Origin of the sequence: Aeromonas sp. ZOR0002 (assembly GCF_963866995.1) — a bacterium.
In the GTDB taxonomy this organism is placed as follows: Bacteria; Pseudomonadota; Gammaproteobacteria; order Enterobacterales; family Aeromonadaceae; genus Aeromonas; species Aeromonas caviae.
Map to the genome: position 1 here is coordinate 29244 of NZ_CAWMFQ010000203.1, position 17668 is coordinate 46911.

25 protein-coding genes are annotated in these 17668 nt (G+C 61.9%); 5 read left to right on the forward strand and 20 right to left on the reverse strand.

Annotated elements, in window-relative coordinates; genetic code table 11:
• Positions 1 to 201: 201 nt before the first annotated feature.
• The 15 genes from AACR77_RS12025 to AACR77_RS12095 form a co-directional block, all read right to left on the reverse strand.
• On the reverse strand, positions 202 to 822 hold the full coding sequence (locus tag AACR77_RS12025; protein ID WP_052224805.1) for an antitermination protein Q: 621 nt from the start codon (positions 820 to 822) through the stop codon (positions 202 to 204).
• Positions 822 to 1175 carry a hypothetical protein gene (locus AACR77_RS12030; RefSeq protein ID WP_042881781.1) on the reverse strand — a complete coding sequence of 118 codons (354 nt, stop codon included), beginning with the start codon at positions 1173 to 1175 and terminating at the stop codon, positions 822 to 824. Before AACR77_RS12030 ends, AACR77_RS12025 begins: the two co-directional genes overlap by 1 nt.
• The gene (locus AACR77_RS12035) at positions 1172 to 2161 is read right to left on the reverse strand and encodes a DUF968 domain-containing protein (RefSeq protein ID WP_042881783.1); all 990 of its coding nucleotides are present in this window, start codon (positions 2159 to 2161) and stop codon (positions 1172 to 1174) included. Before AACR77_RS12035 ends, AACR77_RS12030 begins: the two co-directional genes overlap by 4 nt.
• A complete protein-coding gene (locus AACR77_RS12040; RefSeq protein WP_042881785.1) occupies positions 2158 to 2421 on the reverse strand; it encodes a hypothetical protein in 264 nt (87 codons plus the stop codon). The genes AACR77_RS12035 and AACR77_RS12040 overlap by 4 nt, the downstream gene beginning before the upstream one ends.
• A complete protein-coding gene (locus AACR77_RS12045; protein WP_042881787.1) occupies positions 2405 to 2623 on the reverse strand; it encodes a DUF3283 family protein in 219 nt (72 codons plus the stop codon). Before AACR77_RS12045 ends, AACR77_RS12040 begins: the two co-directional genes overlap by 17 nt.
• Before the next feature lie 54 nt (positions 2624 to 2677).
• Positions 2678 to 3487 (reverse strand): BRO-N domain-containing protein, encoded by an 810-nt coding sequence (locus tag AACR77_RS12050; protein ID WP_052224807.1) that lies wholly within the window; start codon positions 3485 to 3487, stop codon positions 2678 to 2680.
• Positions 3488 to 3590: 103 nt separating this feature from the next.
• Complete coding sequence (locus AACR77_RS12055; RefSeq protein WP_052224808.1) at positions 3591 to 3980, reverse strand: DUF4406 domain-containing protein; 390 nt, start codon at positions 3978 to 3980, stop codon at positions 3591 to 3593.
• A complete protein-coding gene (locus AACR77_RS12060) occupies positions 3970 to 4275 on the reverse strand; it encodes a hypothetical protein (protein WP_042881789.1) in 306 nt (101 codons plus the stop codon). The genes AACR77_RS12055 and AACR77_RS12060 overlap by 11 nt, the downstream gene beginning before the upstream one ends.
• Positions 4268 to 4474 carry a hypothetical protein gene (locus AACR77_RS12065; protein ID WP_130632540.1) on the reverse strand — a complete coding sequence of 69 codons (207 nt, stop codon included), beginning with the start codon at positions 4472 to 4474 and terminating at the stop codon, positions 4268 to 4270. The genes AACR77_RS12060 and AACR77_RS12065 overlap by 8 nt, the downstream gene beginning before the upstream one ends.
• Entirely contained in the window at positions 4471 to 4701 is a 231-nt protein-coding gene (locus AACR77_RS12070) for a hypothetical protein (protein ID WP_231563222.1), read from the reverse strand. Before AACR77_RS12070 ends, AACR77_RS12065 begins: the two co-directional genes overlap by 4 nt.
• A complete protein-coding gene (locus AACR77_RS12075; protein ID WP_042881793.1) occupies positions 4698 to 4958 on the reverse strand; it encodes a hypothetical protein in 261 nt (86 codons plus the stop codon). Before AACR77_RS12075 ends, AACR77_RS12070 begins: the two co-directional genes overlap by 4 nt.
• Entirely contained in the window at positions 4958 to 5371 is a 414-nt protein-coding gene (locus AACR77_RS12080; protein ID WP_232038120.1) for a hypothetical protein, read from the reverse strand. The genes AACR77_RS12075 and AACR77_RS12080 overlap by 1 nt, the downstream gene beginning before the upstream one ends.
• A 49-nt stretch (positions 5372 to 5420) precedes the next feature.
• Entirely contained in the window at positions 5421 to 6479 is a 1059-nt protein-coding gene (locus AACR77_RS12085) for a conserved phage C-terminal domain-containing protein (protein ID WP_231563224.1), read from the reverse strand.
• Between the two features lie 52 nt (positions 6480 to 6531).
• Positions 6532 to 6675 carry a hypothetical protein gene (locus AACR77_RS12090; RefSeq protein ID WP_154109895.1) on the reverse strand — a complete coding sequence of 48 codons (144 nt, stop codon included), beginning with the start codon at positions 6673 to 6675 and terminating at the stop codon, positions 6532 to 6534.
• A complete protein-coding gene (locus AACR77_RS12095; RefSeq protein WP_101149436.1) occupies positions 6668 to 7954 on the reverse strand; it encodes a Rha family phage regulatory protein in 1287 nt (428 codons plus the stop codon). Before AACR77_RS12095 ends, AACR77_RS12090 begins: the two co-directional genes overlap by 8 nt.
• Positions 7955 to 8088: 134 nt before the next feature.
• Here AACR77_RS12095 and AACR77_RS12100 point away from each other — a divergent pair, with 134 nt between their 5' ends.
• Positions 8089 to 8346 carry a hypothetical protein gene (locus tag AACR77_RS12100; RefSeq protein WP_042881797.1) on the forward strand — a complete coding sequence of 86 codons (258 nt, stop codon included), beginning with the start codon at positions 8089 to 8091 and terminating at the stop codon, positions 8344 to 8346.
• A gap of 18 nt (positions 8347 to 8364) precedes the next feature.
• Here the strand turns inward: AACR77_RS12100 and AACR77_RS12105 are convergent, their stop codons facing one another.
• Both AACR77_RS12105 and AACR77_RS12110 read right to left on the reverse strand, forming a co-directional pair.
• Positions 8365 to 8820 (reverse strand): phage regulatory CII family protein, encoded by a 456-nt coding sequence (locus AACR77_RS12105; protein WP_231563226.1) that lies wholly within the window; start codon positions 8818 to 8820, stop codon positions 8365 to 8367.
• 82 nt (positions 8821 to 8902) lie between these two features.
• Positions 8903 to 9121, reverse strand: a complete 219-nt coding sequence (locus tag AACR77_RS12110; protein ID WP_042881802.1) for a hypothetical protein — start codon at positions 9119 to 9121, stop codon at positions 8903 to 8905.
• A gap of 107 nt (positions 9122 to 9228) precedes the next feature.
• On the opposite strand from AACR77_RS12110, the gene AACR77_RS12115 reads away from it, so the two are divergent.
• On the forward strand, positions 9229 to 9921 hold the full coding sequence (locus tag AACR77_RS12115; RefSeq protein WP_064145616.1) for a LexA family protein: 693 nt from the start codon (positions 9229 to 9231) through the stop codon (positions 9919 to 9921).
• 404 nt (positions 9922 to 10325) lie between these two features.
• Here AACR77_RS12115 and mphR(A) read toward each other — a convergent pair whose 3' ends face one another.
• From mphR(A) to AACR77_RS12130, 3 genes are read right to left on the reverse strand one after another with little or no spacing between them, the layout of a single operon-like run.
• Positions 10326 to 10910 carry a macrolide-binding transcriptional repressor MphR(A) gene (gene mphR(A) / locus AACR77_RS12120; protein ID WP_001137892.1) on the reverse strand — a complete coding sequence of 195 codons (585 nt, stop codon included), beginning with the start codon at positions 10908 to 10910 and terminating at the stop codon, positions 10326 to 10328.
• Positions 10910 to 12148, reverse strand: a complete 1239-nt coding sequence (gene mrx(A), locus AACR77_RS12125; RefSeq protein WP_000004159.1) for a macrolide resistance MFS transporter Mrx(A) — start codon at positions 12146 to 12148, stop codon at positions 10910 to 10912. Before mrx(A) ends, mphR(A) begins: the two co-directional genes overlap by 1 nt.
• Positions 12145 to 13050 carry an Mph(A) family macrolide 2'-phosphotransferase gene (locus AACR77_RS12130; RefSeq protein WP_000219391.1) on the reverse strand — a complete coding sequence of 302 codons (906 nt, stop codon included), beginning with the start codon at positions 13048 to 13050 and terminating at the stop codon, positions 12145 to 12147. Before AACR77_RS12130 ends, mrx(A) begins: the two co-directional genes overlap by 4 nt.
• Positions 13051 to 14146: 1096 nt before the next feature.
• Between AACR77_RS12130 and AACR77_RS12135 the strand changes: the two genes are divergently transcribed.
• The 3 genes from AACR77_RS12135 to AACR77_RS12145 form a co-directional block, all read left to right on the forward strand.
• On the forward strand, positions 14147 to 14350 hold the full coding sequence (locus AACR77_RS12135) for a hypothetical protein (RefSeq protein ID WP_000553518.1): 204 nt from the start codon (positions 14147 to 14149) through the stop codon (positions 14348 to 14350).
• A 37-nt stretch (positions 14351 to 14387) separates the two neighbouring features.
• Positions 14388 to 16157, forward strand: coding sequence for a phage N-6-adenine-methyltransferase (locus AACR77_RS12140; protein WP_206074245.1), 1770 nt, complete (start codon positions 14388 to 14390; stop codon positions 16155 to 16157).
• Positions 16154 to 17668: DNA cytosine methyltransferase (locus AACR77_RS12145; protein WP_052224809.1), on the forward strand; the 1515-nt coding region annotated here is incomplete at its 3' end. The genes AACR77_RS12140 and AACR77_RS12145, both read left to right, overlap by 4 nt.

A 17668-nucleotide genomic window follows, 5' to 3' on the forward strand; every position in this document is an offset into this window, starting at 1 on the left:
ACTGACTACGTTACGAAAAGGGATACTAATGAGTTTCTTGTCAGACATTTATCGTCGACAAGCAGACGATCACCTAGGCAGTCGTCCGGATACTGATATCTGCCAACTTGGGTATCATCGCCAAGATAAAACCAGAGTTGGCCATGCCCACTATCGAGTACTCATAAAACAGCAGCAGGGCCAATGGCCCCGCTTATCAAATCACGCTGCAGTCACTCGGTTGTAGAGTGCCGCTACCTCGCTCTCCTGCACATGACACCAGGCCAGCACCGCTTGATAGAGCGGGTACCACTGCCGCTCCCACTCACCGCGGCTCAGCGTGCCCAGCAGCGGCTCGATAGCACGTCGGATCTGCGCGCCAGGAATGGGGCGCAAGCCGGTGCCACCACAGCGGGGGCAAGGCTTGTCGATGGACTTGCCGTGTAACCGGGACGCCTCCATGTCACGCACGTTCCCCCTCCCCTTGCACTGGCAAGCTGCCCCTGGCGTATCTGCGGTGCGGCAGTAGTGCTGCACTGACACCGCAGCGATCGCCTTCAGCGCCATCCCCTGGCCACGTGTCTTGATGCTCCCCACATACCTAGGTGCCAGCTTGCTACACTCCGCCATCACCCCGATCACGGCCTTATGATGGCTGGCCTTGTCCTTGGTGTAGCGAGCCATCATCAGCGCCAACCCCACCCCTTCATACTTCTGCACCAACCCCAACGCCCCCAGCACATCGGCCTGAGTCAGGTGAGAAGGACCAGTGGAGCGGGACTGGATAGCCTGGATCATCGCCGAGCGGGGTTCCCCTATCGATAGCGCATATTCGAGTCGCATCAGAATGCCTCCAGTGACCAGTGGGCGCCATGGCGCTGTACCCCGACGAAGGTGAACATCCAGTGCTGCTTGGCGGCCACCTTGATCTTCACCCGGGCATCATCCTCCCAGAACCCCTTCACCTCGTGCAGCTCGATCAGCCCATCCCGGCGCACCACCATGAAATCCGGGGTGTAGAAGGTCTTGTCGGCCAACCGCAGCTTGAGCGGCTCAAACTCGTAGTGCAGCACCTCGCCCGCCAGCATCAGCATGCGCAGGTGGCCAGCATAGGCCTCCTCGGTCTTGTTCATGGATCCCGGTACCGGCTGCGGGCGGGCCCGCGCCTTGACCCCACTTCCACTATATGGCGTCATCCAAACACTCCCAGGCCGGCGGCCTTGTTCAACGTCATCACGACGTGCTCCAGCTGGCTGCCGTGGGTCTGCTCCCACTGCTGCCAGCCCTTGTTGTGCAATTCCATGTGTGCCTGGTGGCAGAGCGGAAAGGTCATCAGATCATGGGTCTTGCTGCCCATCACGCTGAGCCCGTGCCCCACCACATGGTGCGCCTCGATGCCCTCGGTCTCCCCGGTCACCACGCACGGCAACTGGCGGACGAACGCCAGATAGTTGGCCGACTCCCAGCGCCGCATCTTGGGGCGGGGGATATGCAGCATCGGCGGCTCCGGGTCGATGGCCTTCACCGCTGGCTTGATGCGCACCCGGCCGCGCAGCTCGGCCAGCGGATCCTGCTCCAGCAGTTCGGTGCGATTCACCGGATAGCGGGCATCCGTCTCGCGATAGCCACGTCCGGGGCGCAGCACCCGCTCCGGCTCGAGAGCTGACAAGCGGCAGGCATGGCGTACCACCTCGATGGGTAGCAGACCCAGCACCTTGAACACGCTGGCCCACCAGCAGAGATCCCGCGCCTGCAACTGGGCAAGGGCAACCCCACACCAACCCGCCACCCGGGTCAGCAGAGCCCGGGCGATCGCCGCGGCATGCTCACCCTGGTTGAACGGCAGCTGACCATCCCGGTATTCGTTGTCGTGGTGCCAACACAGGGGGAGCGGCAGGCCCCCCATCTCAGTGGTCACCGACTCCCCAATGCAGCCATGACCGATCAGGCACTGGCCCAGGCTGCGCAAGGCCAGCTCGCCGCCGGCGGCGTTGACGATGGAAGGGTTGAGAAGGGCACTGGCCAGCTCTGGGAACTGAGCCAGCAGGTCGCCGCCTTCGGGGGCTGGGACCAGTACCGCCGGGCGGTTGGCCAGGGAGGTGCGCAGTGCAGCCAGCCCCTCCCCCACCTTCAGCAGCACCATCCCCATCTCTGGCACAAAGACCGGATGGGTCGGCATCATCCCAGCTTCTCCACCATCTCGAGCTTGTCGAGCAGCGGGCCCAGGCGGGCAAGCAACTGATAGCTGGCGGTACGACGTAGGGCGATTGATTCAGACGCGATAACTCGGCGGGCGGCCTCGGCGGCGGTCATGCCCGGGCAGGCGGTGTCGATAGAACGGAACAGCTCGGCGCTGGCATTGATGGCGGCCCCGGCCGGGTTGCTGGCCTGCTGCTGCAGGTGCTGCACTCTGGCCGCGCTGCGGCTAGTAAACTTGCTCATGTGATCCCTTTACCTCACGGTAGTGGTTCAGCCGATCGCGAAAATACTCCTGGTGCTCCACGGGCTGATTGATGATTGCCCTGGCAACATCCTCTCGGGTCGCCAGGTTGCGGCGGCACTGCCAAACCAGCAAAGCCGCCTGCTTATCCAACTCTATCCGCTGACGCTTCTGATCAGGTAGCCGCGCCAGATTGAATGTCATGGCCAGCGCTCACTCCCCCTCTCAGCCCCTGCTTGAAGGCGTTCAGTATGTGGATCACGCCGCCACCTTCCCCAGCCCGACCTTGGCCAGCAGCTCGGCGAACCGGCTCTGGTACCAGTGCGGCTGCGTCTCGCGTTGGCAGCGCGGATCCACGATGTTCTTGCCGTACAGCAGCCCCTTGGGCGTGATCGCCCAGAATTCTTTCTGCCTAACCGGTGACTTGGTGGAAGGGCGGCGCATCTTGGTCAGCAACCCGTTCGACTCGAGCAGGGCGTTGAAGTAGCGCACCCCCATGCTCACCCCGTGCTGTTTCAGCCCCTCGGTGGCCGAGAAGGTCGGCCGCGAACTGCCATCGGTGGCATCGCTCGGCGCATCGATGGCGTAAGAGGGCAGCAGGTTCGGCAACCCATGCTGGCGCTGAATGGTCTGCAGCATGCCCAGCTTGCCGGAGTTGCTCACGTTCAGCATCCTGGCCGCCGTCTCGACGAACAGCAGCTCGACCTGTACCGCCTCCACGTTGATGACCGGGGTCTGGCCGATCGCGTACTGCCCCGTCTTGCGGATACTGGGCAGCACCTCACCGGTAACCCACTGCTTGAACCCCTTGGCCGCGGGCAACTTGCTGCCGAAGATCAAGGCATAGACCCCGCTCTCGCACAGGAAGCTGACCTCCTGCATCCCGCTGGTCGTCGGGGTGTCGCGTTTCACGACATCCCCCTCATCCACATGGCGCTTCACCGCATCCCGCGCATTGCTGTAGCCCAGCGCCTTACACACATCGACGGCACAGAACAGCACGCGCCCATCCTCCTGGATCAGGCGCACCTTGCCAAACTCCACACTGTCGAAACTTAACACCTGCATGTCACTCTCCCGATTGTCATGTCCTTGGTATAGCCCCAAAAGATACTGTTTATTTATACAGCCATCAATCACCGTTTGTTAGGTTCTCACTGCGGGATATGACCTACACCATCAACGGCAGATGCTGCCTGACCAGCAACCCCAGCGGGATCTCCTCGATGTCCAACTGCAGCAGCACCAGGCCGAAGGCGTGCGCCCGAGTGAACTCCTGCCGTGCCCCGCGGCTCTGCTGCCAGCCTGGCAGAAACGCCACCGCCTCACACTCCATCAGCATGGGGATGGCGATCCGCATATAGGCATCATGCTCCCAACCATCCGGCAGCACAGCGGGGTTCATCACCCTGGCCCCCTGCCCCTGTAGATAGGCTTCCGCCGCGTAGAACGCCGGCCGGTTAAACTGCGGCAAGCCGGTCATCGGCCCCGCGATATACACCTTCACCCCGGCCAGGTCGATCAGTCCCTGTTCGTTCAGTTCCTTCGGCTTAACGGTCATGATGGGCCTCCTCGGCCAGATCGCGGTTGATTCGGTTCAGTGTCACCAGCACCAGCTTGGCGACCGCCACCAGCAGGGTGCCAATCCAGACAAGCACCAGCAGCAGGGCTCGAAAAGGGGCCAGCAGTGACCGTGCAACAAAGCATGGGAACATGATCAGCACCCAGCCCCCCAACACAGCCCAGACCACCGGGGCCCCCAGCAACTGCCAACTCACGCCACCCTGGTAGGGCACATGGGCCAGAACAAACAACACCACAAACACATACATCAGCAGGAAGAAGGCCTTAACCATGACTGGCCTCCTTGGTCTTCGCCGCCAGCTCGGAGAGCTCACGGCAGGCTGACACCAGCCGCGGCTCGTCGATGGCAGGATCCGGCTCATGATCCGAGTCCCCTTCTTCATGGAGCAGGCGCCAGACCTCTACCGCCACCAATGCCAGCAGCAACAGCCAACTGCAGATCAACACCCCATACGTCATGTTTATACTCATCCTTTCCTCCCCCTCCCGGTGGTGGCTTGATGGGCTGCCCTGCTCATGGCAGTCCCGACGATCACGCCTATCTCGATGCTCCAGGCACTAAACCCGATATCGTGGATCACCCACATCCCGATCGACACACAGATGCCGGCCTCCTGCGCCTTCACCAACTCCTCGATGCCCAGCAGCGGGGCATCCCAATCCCGGGTCGGGGTGTGCTGGGCGTAGTAGTGCATCATGCCCCTACCCTCACCAGCTCCACCGCCTTACCCCGGATCCGCGCTGCTTCCACCCGCGCCTCCTCGGCCCCATCCCACACCAGGTAATACCCGGCACTGGTGGCAGCATCGGTCATGCCCAGGGTGTCCAGCGAGTTCGACACCTCCAGGTGCACCCGTTCCCCCACCCAGCCCCGCACCGGCGGATAGATGACCACCCGGCAGAACTTCGCCTCACGCACATCGCGCTCGACGTTCGCGTTGAATTGACCAGCCATCACCGAATCCTCCCCGTGATCGTCACACCCTCACTGCGCAGCTCTGCCAGCAGTTGCTGTAACTCGGCCTGCACCGCTGCATCGGTAACCTGGCGGTCACGCACATAGACCCGGGCCTCCGCTTGCATCTCGCAGGCACGGATGGAGATCTGGCGACCAGCCGGGGCACACTTCGGTACCGGATTGCGCTGCAAGATGGCGGCTTTGACCTCGGCCGGGCGCGGGGCAAACTGGCGGCTGGTATCGCCGGCCAGCTCCAGCACCGCTTCGGTGATCTGGTCAGGGGTCAATCCGCTCAACTGAAGACCCCACGCCATCGCCACCCCGCGAACGTTGCTGTCGAGCTGGTTGGCACTGGCAGGCCAGAGGCCGGCCATCAGCGGCAGCAGCTCATCGGCAAGAAATACCGACATGTTGACGCTCAGTTGCATGACTTCAGGCACGGCAGGCAGAGCAGATGAATTACAGAGGTGTGTTGCGGTCATAGCCGGCCCCTCCCGTTGCGGCCATGATGGCCTGGGCCTGCTGCTGGGCCTGCGCAAGATTGGACAAGGGGCGCTTGCGCTCAAAGCCCTCCCACTCCCCATTCACGCAACGCGGACGCCCAACCTGCTCCCAGCGCCGGGCCGCGGCGAGATACCCCGGGAACTTCTGCGGGGCATACACCGTCATCGGGCGCAGGTACTCAGCCATCTTCAGGTCGGCTGCCCAGTGGGTGCTCTTGAACTCGGCCACCAGCATCAGGTCAGCAACGCTGTGACCCTCTGCAAGCCGGGCGTTGATGTTCTGCAGAGCGGTTGGCTTGGCCTGATAACGGCGGTCGGTAACCGAGTTGAAGTGTGCCAGCACGGCCTTGGCATCAACGCTGACGGCCAGCGAGGCGGTGCCCTTCCGGTCTCGTTCGGTTTCGTCAGAAACCGGACAAGAGATCTGTTTAAGATCCTCTGTAGTTTCCTCTTCTTTTACTTCTTGTTCTGTTGTCGCGACGGTCGGGGCCCCGATGGGCGAGACAGTGGGCGCCCCATCACCACCATTCAAGGCCACGCCAGACAAGGGATTGGGCGGGACACTCGGCACCCCGGTCGGTACCCCGATGGGCACCCCATATGTCGCGCCCTCAAACTGCTCTGTTGAAAACGATTCGCAATTGGTTGCCACCGGCTGCACCGCAGCCTGATAGTCGTCGTAGTGGCAAACCTCGATGATGGTCCCCCAGGGGGTACCACGCAGCTCGATCATCCCCTCCTTGGCGAACCAGGCCAGCATGCGCTCGGTGCCTTTCTTGTCGAGCCCCCTGCCCCGCTCATCACGAAGCTGCATACCCAGCTCGGTGGCGCTGATCACCAACTGGCCACGCAGCAGATGCCAGTCACGCCCCTTGTAGTGCACCGGACCAGCCTCATAGGCTGCCATGCCAATCAACCGCATCCAGGCCGCCAGCTTGGTGGCATTGCGAGCCCACTCTGCCTGTAGCAACGAACGCCAGCACACCACATAACCACTGCGCCGGTTGTCACTCATGCTGCAACCTCGTTGCGTTGGGGCGGCCACCGGGGCCGCCAGTCTGACCACCTCACCCATGACCCACCTCCAATCGCTGCAGTTGGGAAAATACCGCCTTGGCTTGCGCCGGGCTGATGGGCAGGGCCACCCCCATCACCACCAGCTGATAACCGTTCACCCACTTCAAATAGAGCAACACCTTGGGCTTATTCATGGCGCCCCCCGGAGCAGTGAAGGCCGCCAGTCGAAGCAGAGCGCACGCCGCAAGCCTGGGCACGGGGGAACACCGGCGGCCGGGTCGCCGCCAGCGCCTCAGTCATCGTCAGCTCGCAGCCGCTGTGCTTGGCAATCGTTTGTACCGACCAGCAAGCCAGGTGCACCCGATCGTGCAAAGAGACCGCCAGCGGCGAACCCAGCGCCTTGAGCCCCGGATAAAGCTGCTCGTCCCAGGCCTGCCGGATCACTGCCAGATGTTGCAGGGTGGCCGACACCGCATCACGCAGGTGTGCCTGATCGAGCTGGGCGAGGTAGTCAGGGAAGCGGAGCCGCTGCTCCATGGCATTGAAGGCCCCGATATAGGCCTCCTTGAACTCGGCGGCACGGCGGCCGGTAAAGCCCATCGCCACGAAGAAGAAGCCATCGCGGGTCAGCAGGTAGCAGGGTAGAGAGCGGCCGGTAGGGTCGTCATAAGCACTGACCGTAAAATTGCGGGCAGTGAATTCAAGGGAACATTCGAGAGAGCGGATCTTGCGGATCACGTCGTCGTGACGTTTGCCAAAGTAGGCAGCAAGATCGAGGGACGTGGTGACGGCCTGGCCGTCGATCACCCGAACAACGGGTGTAAGGGGGGTAGGGACAGTAGCCATGATGGCAGCCTCTATGGTCGATAGAATGTCACTACCGACCTGAGGTTCCAATCTCATGGTGGTAGCCCGGATGGGGTTGGAACTACCGGCGACCATAGAGAGAACCGGCCAGCCCGAAGGCTGCCCCACCCGAGCCACCATAACGCTGCAGATGCCGAACGCCGGGTAGGCGAGCAGCACCCAAGTAAATGGGGGTCGAGTGCCGACAAAAAACCACGCAAGAGCGTGGGTCGGCTCTACAGTCAGTTTCGGGGTTCCAATCCCGGCTGCGGATTTTGCCGCAGCACCCACAGTATAGCGATGGTTTGCCCACAGATTCAATCTGTAAGCAAATGAAAGGAGATGGCCCTGCACAGTTTGAAGATCCACTGCTGAACGTTCTAGGGAAGCTTGAGAAATTGATAGTGGCTGCCTACGCTCAACGGGTATCCAGATTAGGGTCTGGGATACGATTGGTTTAACGTTCACTTGGCCCCGGCTGTCATGACAGTTCGGGGCCTTTTCTTGTCGAACCCCGCTAACTGCAGCCTGTGGACATCGATACAGGCACAAGTCTGTGACTTGCCCTCTTCCCGCTGATTTCGTATGCTTTTTCATGTTCTCATCTCCGCACGATGACTGAACCATGGCCCCGGCTGTTGACGCAGCGCGGGGCCGCTCCTTTGTTGGTGCCCTTCACGCCGGGCCGCGACCTGTATGAGTCAGGCTCTCTTCCGTGCTATGGTCGTGTTGCTCAATCCACCACCAGCACAGGAGCTGCTATGTCAACCGATCACGATGATTCCGTCTTCCCGGTCGCCAGCTGGACTATCGGCCCACTGCCGTCCTACAACTGCGTCCTCTTCAAACCGAACTATCTGTCTTCCCCGATGCAACCGGTTGAGGAAGCACACCAAGGCCATCGCTTTGTCCTGACGCCAGAGCAAGCCGTAGAGCTTGCCAATTCACTGTTGCGATCAGTCCAGACGCTTGAAACACTCTCTGCTCAAGGCGCTCCAGATCACGAGCGTTTACAGTGAATGGCAGTCGCTGTTGCATCATGACTTCACTCCTTGGGCTGTAACCGGTAGTGGCCGCACATTGGCGCCGGTGCTGCTGATCAGTCCCAGCACATGCTCCGCGGCCTGGGTGCCGATGCGCTCGATTTGCCCCTGCTCTATCCTGTCGATCACCCCATCCGCCCGGGCGTCGTGAATGGCCTGCATCAGCTTGCCGAACACCGCCTGCGCCAGCAGCACCTGCTCCACCAGGTCATCGTCACTGACCACCCCAACTGGCAGATCCACTAGCACCTTTCCGCGGCTCACCGCCCAGGCTTCGAGGATGGCGTTGTCACCGGTGATCTCGGTGACGGCGACCGCCTCGGCCAGGGTGAGATGGCGGTCATCGCAATCCGGGTTGAGCTTCTTGCAAAACTCCGCCGGCTTGCGCCCCATCAGTCGCGCCAGTTCGCTGGCGTTGAAGCGGTGGCCAATGCTATAAGCCGCAGCCATCACGTCCGATGACCGGAAAACCGCTCTGACTTTTGCCGTGGTGTCATTCCGTTGCTCTGTCATAGTGATTCCTAACGGTTGGTTATAATTGCCCGGTGAATGCTGATACAATCGCCCGCCCTTCGTCAGTCAGAGGCAATTCAGCGAGCTCAGATTGGCTCAAACCTTGCTGCTTGAGCTTGGCCACCCAGGTGCTTGGCACCTTGCCACGCCTGAAAGCGTTGCTGACGCCCTCCGGGGTGATGCCGAGTGCAGCCGCGATGGCACTCTTGGTACCGAATCGAGTTAACAGGGTATGCATGGCGTCCTCTGGCGTTTTACACACACAAAATCATAACTCTTGGTTAGTAAAATGCGCAAGAGGTTAAAGTTAGGTCAAATTGACAAACAATAACTGGACGTTAGGAAATGGATGAGAAACAAACACCAATGGCGCGTTATGAAGCCGACAAAATGGCATTCTCGCAGCGACTCAATGCCGCTCTCGATGAAATGGGCTGGCCCGTTAGAGGCCGAATAGTTCGGCTTAAGCGCACGTTGCGAGAAGATCTGTCTGAGGTCTCGGTAGGGAAATGGCTGAAAGGTGAGGGGCTGCCAGAGGTCAAACGGCTGGGAGAGCTCTCGCGCATCACCGGCAAGAGCGTGCAGTGGTTGCTGACTGGCACCGATACGAGCGACGGCAATGTCGAACCACAGCCTTTCCCTGTCTACCAGGTTCCCCTGATCTCTTGGGTCAGCGCCGGTGAGTTCAAAGACTGCGGCGATATCCCAACCCTGGAAGAGGCAGAAGAGATCACCATCAGCCCAGTTCGCGTCAGCACCCGGGCCTATGCCGTACGGGTGAAGGGCGACTCCATGGTGGCCCCCATGGGGGGCAAGTCATACCCTGACGGCACCATCATCATCGTGGATCCTGAGGTGGAGCCCGCCCCGGGCAAGAAGGTGATCGCCCGCTACGGCAGCGACATGACCTTCAAAGAGCTGGTGATGGATTCCGGTTCCTGGTGGTTAAAGCCTCTCAACCCGCAATACCCCCTGCTGCCGGTCAATGAGGATGTGCAGATATGCGCCGTGCTAGTCTGCTCGGTGATGGTGGAGTGAAGCCAACCCGCAATCGGGTTATGAATCTGCATCGCGATTCGCAATCAGCTGTCTCTTGAGCATGTCGAACTCCTGCGATGTTATCTCGCCGTGCTCGTGCTGCTACACCAACTTGTCCAACTCATCCGCCACACCGCTCCCCACCACCTGCGATGGCCAGGTTGTTTGCTGGGCGCATTGGCGGAGTATCGTCTCGACCCGGGACACCCACACCGGCACAACCTTACGGGAGTGATTCACTGTCAAAGAATCGGCCCGGTGCTCTGACGCAAGTATCGGGATGGTCACCATTTGTAAGCCGTAGACCTGAGTGGTGATCAAGACTTCGATACCACCGACCGTACCGGTACTAATCGACGACGGTCGTGTTCGTCGCCTGCCGCAGGGACTCTGCACACCTCCGTTTACGCATGTGCCTGGAGGAGTTGGAAATCGTCGTGTTCGGGAAACATTAAACACAGGATGGCAGCGATCTGAGCCAGCACATGATCAGCTAGCTCACCATCCGGATCGACGGCCCACTGCATCGTCGCGCCAGCGATGACCGAGTGCAGGAGCAACTCAGCTGCCGCAGGAGCACCTGGGGGCAGTCGCTTGCGGATCCCCTCCACCACCGCGCGGTTCCGCTGGATCGCAAGCGTGCGTAGCTCCGGCACCTGGAGCTCGTACCAGGAGATGAGATAGTTCACCGAGAAGTCGTTGCGAGTGTTCATGCTCCGAACGAGCACCTGCAAAAATTCCCAGAGCCCTTGCGGCCCTGCGCCTATCGGTATCGCATTCAGGTAATGCCGCACCTGCTCGACGCCGCGCTCCATCATCCTCACCAGCAGCGTATCGCGGTTGGTGAAGCGCTGGATTAACGCTGCGCGGGAGAGCCCCACCTCCTTTGCTACTCCGCTGAGCGTGAACTCTATGGGACCGCAACGCTTCAGCACTACGGTGGCGGCCTCGAGTACCTCGTCATCGGACTTGAGCTTGGGGCGGGGCATCAGTGTTCACCTTCTGTATGGGTTGGGGCGGAGGCTGTGGCTGCCGCCGCCATTGTAGCAAATTGAAGACGGAGCGAGAGTAGAGCCACGAGCCCCGCAAACACGGCCGATACAACGAGGCCAGGGAGCGGACCAGCAAGGTCGACAAACGCGCCGGCCGCAAGCATAACCATGGGCGAGGCTGACAGCATCACCGCCGAGACCGTGCCGAGTACCCGGCCGAGAAGTTCTGGCGGCGTGCGGTTGTAGATGGCAGCGTTGAGAATGGGAGAGACTGAGCCGGTCAGCAGTCCCACGAGCGCGCCCAACAACATCAGCACCGGCACGCCTGGCAACTGTGAAAGCAGAAGCGAGCCCACCGCAGAGCCACAAAATGCCACCGCCAGCCAGTTCTGCGCTGATATCCGGGCGCCGACCGACGCATGAATGGCAATGCCAAGGAGACCACCAGCCCCCATCATTGAGGAGAACAGCCCGAGCTCTGCTACTTGGCGTCCTGCATCTACAAACAGCGCAGGCATGATGACGCTGCCGTTGGCGCCAACGATGCCCACGAAGATCATCACTATACCAAAGAGAGGGCGCAGCAGGGGTTCGCTCCAGAGAAAAGCGACGCCGGCGCGCATGGAGAGAGTCGCCGTCGTGGTCATCGTCCGAGCGGCACGCGCGGGAAGCACCCACGCGCCGAGCAGACCTGCAAGGACGGAGCAGAACGCCGTCAGCCCGAGCGTTGGCGCAGCGCCAAGCAGGCCGATTGCGGCCCCCCCAAGGGCCGGGCCACCTAGAATCGCGACGTTCCCGATCACCGCTTTCAGTGACGAGACGCGCTCAACGGAGAGCCCGGCGACGTGGCCGAGTTTGGGCAGCTCACTGTCCTGCGCGGCCATACCGGGTGCGTCGAACGCGGCACCGAGCACCACGCAAGCGATCAGCCCAGTGTTCGAGAGGGCGCCAACGGCATCGAGCAGTGGGATGCTCGCCATGGCCACGCCGCCCACCACACCCGAGATCAATGCGACGGGCGCGCGCCCGAACCGATCGACGAGGCCACCACCAACCCACGCGCCGATGATGGTCGCGATGACGCTGCTAGCGGCCGTGGCGCCCGCCCAGGCCGCGCTCTTTGTATGAGACAGGACGAACCATGGAAGCGCGAGGGCCGCCACCGCGTTGCCGATCCGGAAGAGAAAGGTCGCCGCGAACAGCGTCGCGAGCGGGCTATATCGACGTTCGCTCATTCCGCTGCGGCGAGCTGCGCCTTCGCCGCAGCGAGGTACTCTTCGTTACCCGAGTCGAGGGCGAAGAGTGCGTAGGTGACCGCCCCGAACGCAAGGCGCTCCGCGATGTGGTGGGCGAGCCGCGGCCACACCCGGCCACCGGCCGCTTCATACGTGAGGAGGAGCTTCGCGAGCCCCTCTTCACCAAAGACCATAAGGTGCGCGGCCATGTCGATGGCAGGGTCATCAACGCGGGCCTCGCTCCAGTCGATCATCCCGCTGACGCGCTCCGTGTTGTCGATGAGCACATGGCCCACGTAGAGATCGCCATGCACCACCACGGAGAAATCTGGCCACGACGAATCGTCGTCGAGCCAGCGCTGCCACCGGTGGAGGCGCTTGTCGTTCACCACGAACTCGCGTCGGACGCGGTCAACGTCGTCGGCCACCTTCTGACGGGCCTGCGTCGGTGTACGGATGAGCATCCCCGCATCCACGGCGGCGGAAATGGGGACGGCATGCAGGGCGGCGAGCGCGGTCGCGAAGCTCTCCGCGAAGACCTCCGAGTCCTGCGGCACGACCCAGTCGGGCGTGGACGAACCAGGCTGGATGACCATCGCAGTCGAGTCTTCGAGCATGGGATAGGCAACGAGCTCGGCGTTGGCCACGCGCCAGTCCGGCACCGCGAACGGCAGGCGATTCTTGAGCATTGCCAGCACCCGCGCCTCTGGTTCGACCTTCGCGCTTACCTCGGCTCGGCGCGGGATGCGCAGCACCCACCGACGTCCATCGTCGACGGTGGCGATCACGATCCTATAGTCGAGCCCAAGCTCATTGACAGTCAGCGGGCCATGGAGCTTGAGCCCATGTCGGGCTGCAAGTGCGTACAGTTGGGAGGTATCGGCGGTCGTGACTACGGTCATGATTCACTCCTGAGGGCTTGACGGGTTTAGCCACCTAAATGTAACAGTCACGTCGGTTATATTCAATCCTCATGCGAATCGGGGTACGACCCACAGCCCCCTCAGTACAGGTCCATCGTCACACCCGAGATCGTTGGGGTCCAGCTCCCAGTGGTTCGGAGCAACGGGCGGCAGGGCAATGATCCGAAAATTACCCCTTCCTTTGCGTCACCACAGCTTGCACCAACTGACCCTGAATTAAAAAATTGAAAAACTAACTTTTGGGTGTTGACTTAAAGCAAACCAAGCATATGCTAACCAATAGTTAGCAAATTGATTTCGCACGATGGACAACCCCAGCCGGAGGACCAGCACAACACTGGCAGCGGTGGCAACAAACCGCTTGGGGAAATAACACCGGCAACCGGGCTGACTAACCTCCCCGCTCTCCCTTGGCAAGGCTGGAATGCATGCCGACCAAGGTGAATGGAAATTAAGGCAGTGACCGGCTGACAGCTGGAAAGACAGCACAGTTGAAGTGATAGCGAACACAGCGAGTGGCGGGTCTGACTCCCCAGCCACCCACCCGGTGAAAGGCCGGGACACAACCGGGATTGCATTGCAGGTGAGCCAAGGCCCATGGGGTACCGCACGAGAGACCCGGAGACCAATGCAATCCACGGTTGTGGTGAATGGGAAGGTCTTTGCGCCAACCGGCATTCGTAGGGATGCCCCCTAGACCTCGGCCGGTGTCAGACCCGGCCACCACAACCAACCGATATGACCACCCCAAGGAGGTGATCACATCTCCCACCGCAGGGTTAAGCGGATGCCTGGTCCCGCTGTGAAGCGCCACCCAGGCCCTCGCCGAGAGGCGACCGTTTCGAATGGTAGGTCTGCCCGTGAGGGCGCACCGGTACCGACAGCAAGAACGGCTGACTCACTGTGAAGTGCTCAAGCCACCACCACAGGTGCAATGCATGTGGTTACAGCTCTCTCCTGGCCCCGTCAACGGGGCCTTTATCCCACAAGCGATAGCGGCCCGACAGCGGGTCACGGACTCCTATTGCCTGTCGTTTGTGTGATGAGACCAGTTTCTGGAAGAACGGAGGCATCCATGCACCCACGCGAGTTCATTGCCAAGCACATCAAGGCAACGCTGGAGAAGGAGGAATTTCCCCCTCATGCGGTCTCGCTGGGGGTGAAAGAAGCCACCTTCTTTTTCGACCGAACACCCAGCTTCGCAAAGGGGAAAGTGTTCGATGAGTGCCTCAAGGCGGCCCGTGCAGTAGCCAGGGTCGCGAAGAAGGCCAAGCCATGATCCGGGGAGCGGGTCATATCTCAACAAAGAGGCAACGATGAACCACTACGCCCAAGCGCTGGCCGAACTGCAGGCCCAGTCTGACCACGAGCTCAAGCAGATAGGCGACCAATGGCAGACCCCCAAGGCGCTGGCCTGGGGCCTGTTCCACCAGTTCGCCCCCAGCCTGGGGCCGGTGGTGCTCGACATGTTCGCCGACGACTGCAACGCCCTGGTGCCGAACTACTACGACGCCAAAGACAACGCCCTCACCCTGGAACTGGCCGCCGACCTGCGCCGGCTGGGTGGCGCCGCCTTCGGCAACCCGCCCTACTCCCGTCCGTGCGCGGATTGCGAGGGCAACCCCATCACCGGGATGGAGGCCATCCTCAACTACTGCCGCGAGCAACGGGCGCTAGGCGCCAAGATCATGCTGCTCATCAAGGCCGCCACCAGCGAGACCTGGTGGCCGGAGGATGCCGACTTTATCCAGTTCATCAGCGGGCGCATCGGCTTTGAGGTGCCAAGCTGGTATGTGCCCCGCGACCCCAAGAAAGACAAGCCCAGCGCCAGCGGCTTCGCATCCGCCGTGGTGATCTTCGATGCCAGCTGGCAGGGGGAGCGCCGCCCCGAGGCGCGCCTGCGCCGGGACAACCTCATCACCACCGGCCAGATCATCCTCGACATGATCCACCGCCAGGCCGTAGAGCTTACCCTGGCTGCCGATCAGGTCATCCGGAGCACCACCCACAAGTTGGTACCGACAGTGATCCAGGATCAGCCCGCCGTGACCGAACCGGCAGCGTGGGAACCGCCAGTGGCCAGCGACAACGCTACCAACGCCGCGGCGGCGGCCGAGCTTGCTGAGTTGGAGCTAGGATTGCCCATTACGGAAAGCACCATGCTGGCCGAACTGGGCTATGCCGATGCCCGCCTCATCATGGACAAGCAACTGGAGTGCGTCGACCTGAGCGAAGCTCAGCAGACCACGGTCAAGGGCTATGTGCAGGGTTGGCTTGATGAGCCTTATCCGCTCTCCGAAATCTTCTACCGGCTCGATATGGCCGTCGCCAACCTGCTGGCCGGTCAGCCTATCCATCAGGGCTTTGTCATGGAGGATAGCCGTGCCCCCACCCTGCCCCACTGGCAGCACCACCCCGCGGTGAAAGGCGTCATCTACCAAATCGACGATGCCGACATCCTGACCCCGGCCAAGACTGCCGAGCTGGCCGCCTGGATCATCGACAACCTGACCGCCCCCAGCAATCTGCTGGAACAGGCCACCGCCAAGGCCGCCGAACTGCTGGTGCAGAGTGCCGGACCGGCCAGCGCCGAACCTATGCAGAGCGAACTGCAGCTCGAGCTGTTGGCTGGGTCTGAGCCAGAACCGGATACCCACCAGCAAGACGAGGCACCCAACATCAAGCCTCTGGAAGATTGGGCCTTCGACTACCAGAACGACGAGCTCAATCTGGGCAGCGCTGAGTGGTCGTGCTTCGTCGCCGTGTTGACTGTGCTCTACGGCGCCAAGGAGCATTACACCGCCCGGGAGGTAGCGATCGCTATCTCGGTCAGCGACGAGCAGCTCATGGACGAATACACCACTCTGGACGAGGAAACCAAGGCACTGCTGCGCAAGGCTGTCTCCACTCTGAAGCAGGTTGAGGGATACAACTTCACAGAGGCCTTCACCATGCTCGACCTGCACCGCCAGGAGGCCGTCATCGCCTTGCTGAACGCCCTGCATAACGAGCCGACCCTCAGCCCCGTCACGCAAAAGAGCGTGATGATCAACGCCATTACCCGAGTGAATGAGGTGATGGCATGAGCAAATCACTTCGCCGCTCCCGTGCCGTCAGGGCCAAGGTGACCGGGGCCCCGCTCAACCTGGAGTTTGCCATCAACGTGGACTTGTTCGCTGGCGGCGGTGGCGCCAGCACGGGGATAGAACGTGGGCTGGGACGCCCGGTGCACATCGCCATCAATCACAACCCCAAGGCGCTCTCCATGCACCAGGCAAACCACCCGGAGACCCTGCATCTGCAGGAAGATATCTGGGCCGTGGATCCGGTTACCGTGCTGGCGGGTCGCTCGGTCGGTTGGCTGCATGCTAGCCCGGATTGCACTCATCACTCCCAGGCCGCCGGCGGCCAACCGCGCAAGCAGGAGATCCGCAGCCTGGCCTGGGTGATCACCAAGTGGCTGGCCCTGGGCAAACCTGCCGTGCTCTCCATGGAGAACGTCAAGCAGATGCGCACCTGGGGGCCCCTCGTCGCCAAGAGGGACAAGGCCACCGGCCGGGTGATCAAGCTGGTCGAGGTTCAGCGTGGCAAGAAGACCAAGATCGAACAGCATATCGCCGAGCCTGGGGAGCGGGTGCCACGCCAGCAGCAATACCTTGTGCCGGATCCCAAGCGGGCAGGCCAGACCTGGCGCCGCTTTTTGGCCAGCATCGAGCGCATGGGATATGAGCTGGACCATACCGTTAAGAATGCAGCCGATTACGGTGCGGCCACCAGCCGCCAGCGCCTCTACCTTGTTGCCCGCCGGGACGGAGAGCCCGTTTGCTGGCCCGCGCCGACCCATTGCAAGGCACCGGCACCAGGCAGCCACCTCAAGCCGTACCGAGTGACGGCGGATCACATCGACTGGTCTATCCCCTGCCCCAGCATCTTCCTCACCAAGGAAGATGCCCGGGCACAAGGCCTGAACGTCAAACGCCCACTGGCCGATGCCACCCTGGAGCGCGTGGCGATCGGAGTGATCCGCGAGGTGCTGACCAATCCCAAGCCCTTCATCATCGAGCTGGCCAACTGGTCAGGGCGCGGTGTCGATTCGGTTGATGCCCCGCTGCGCACCATCACTGGCTGGCCCAAGGGTGGCGCGTTCGCCTTGTGCAACCCGAGTCTTGCTCCGCTGGTGGTGCGCCACTTCGGTAAAGGGGGCGAGCACGGAGTGGATGAACCCGCTGCCGCCATCATGGCCAGCGGCGGTGGCAAGTCCATGCTGGCGGCCCCCTTGATGGTTCAAGCCAACGGCGGGTTCAACACCGTGCCTGCAAGATCCGTGGCTGACCCATGCAGCACCATCACCTCGAGCGGCAGCCAGCAGCAACTGGCCTCCGCTTTCATGGTGCACCTGCGCAAGAACCTGCCGCCAAGCACCCCGGAGAGCCAGCTCCCCACCATTGTTTCGGCGGGCCAGCACCACGCCCTGGTGCAGACCGTGATGGCGAACCCGGGTGAGTGCGGCCTGACACCGGAGCAAGAGGCCGGGGCCCTGCGGGTCAGCGCCTTCCTGATGCGCTACTACTCGAGCGGCGGGCAGTGGGGGGCCGTC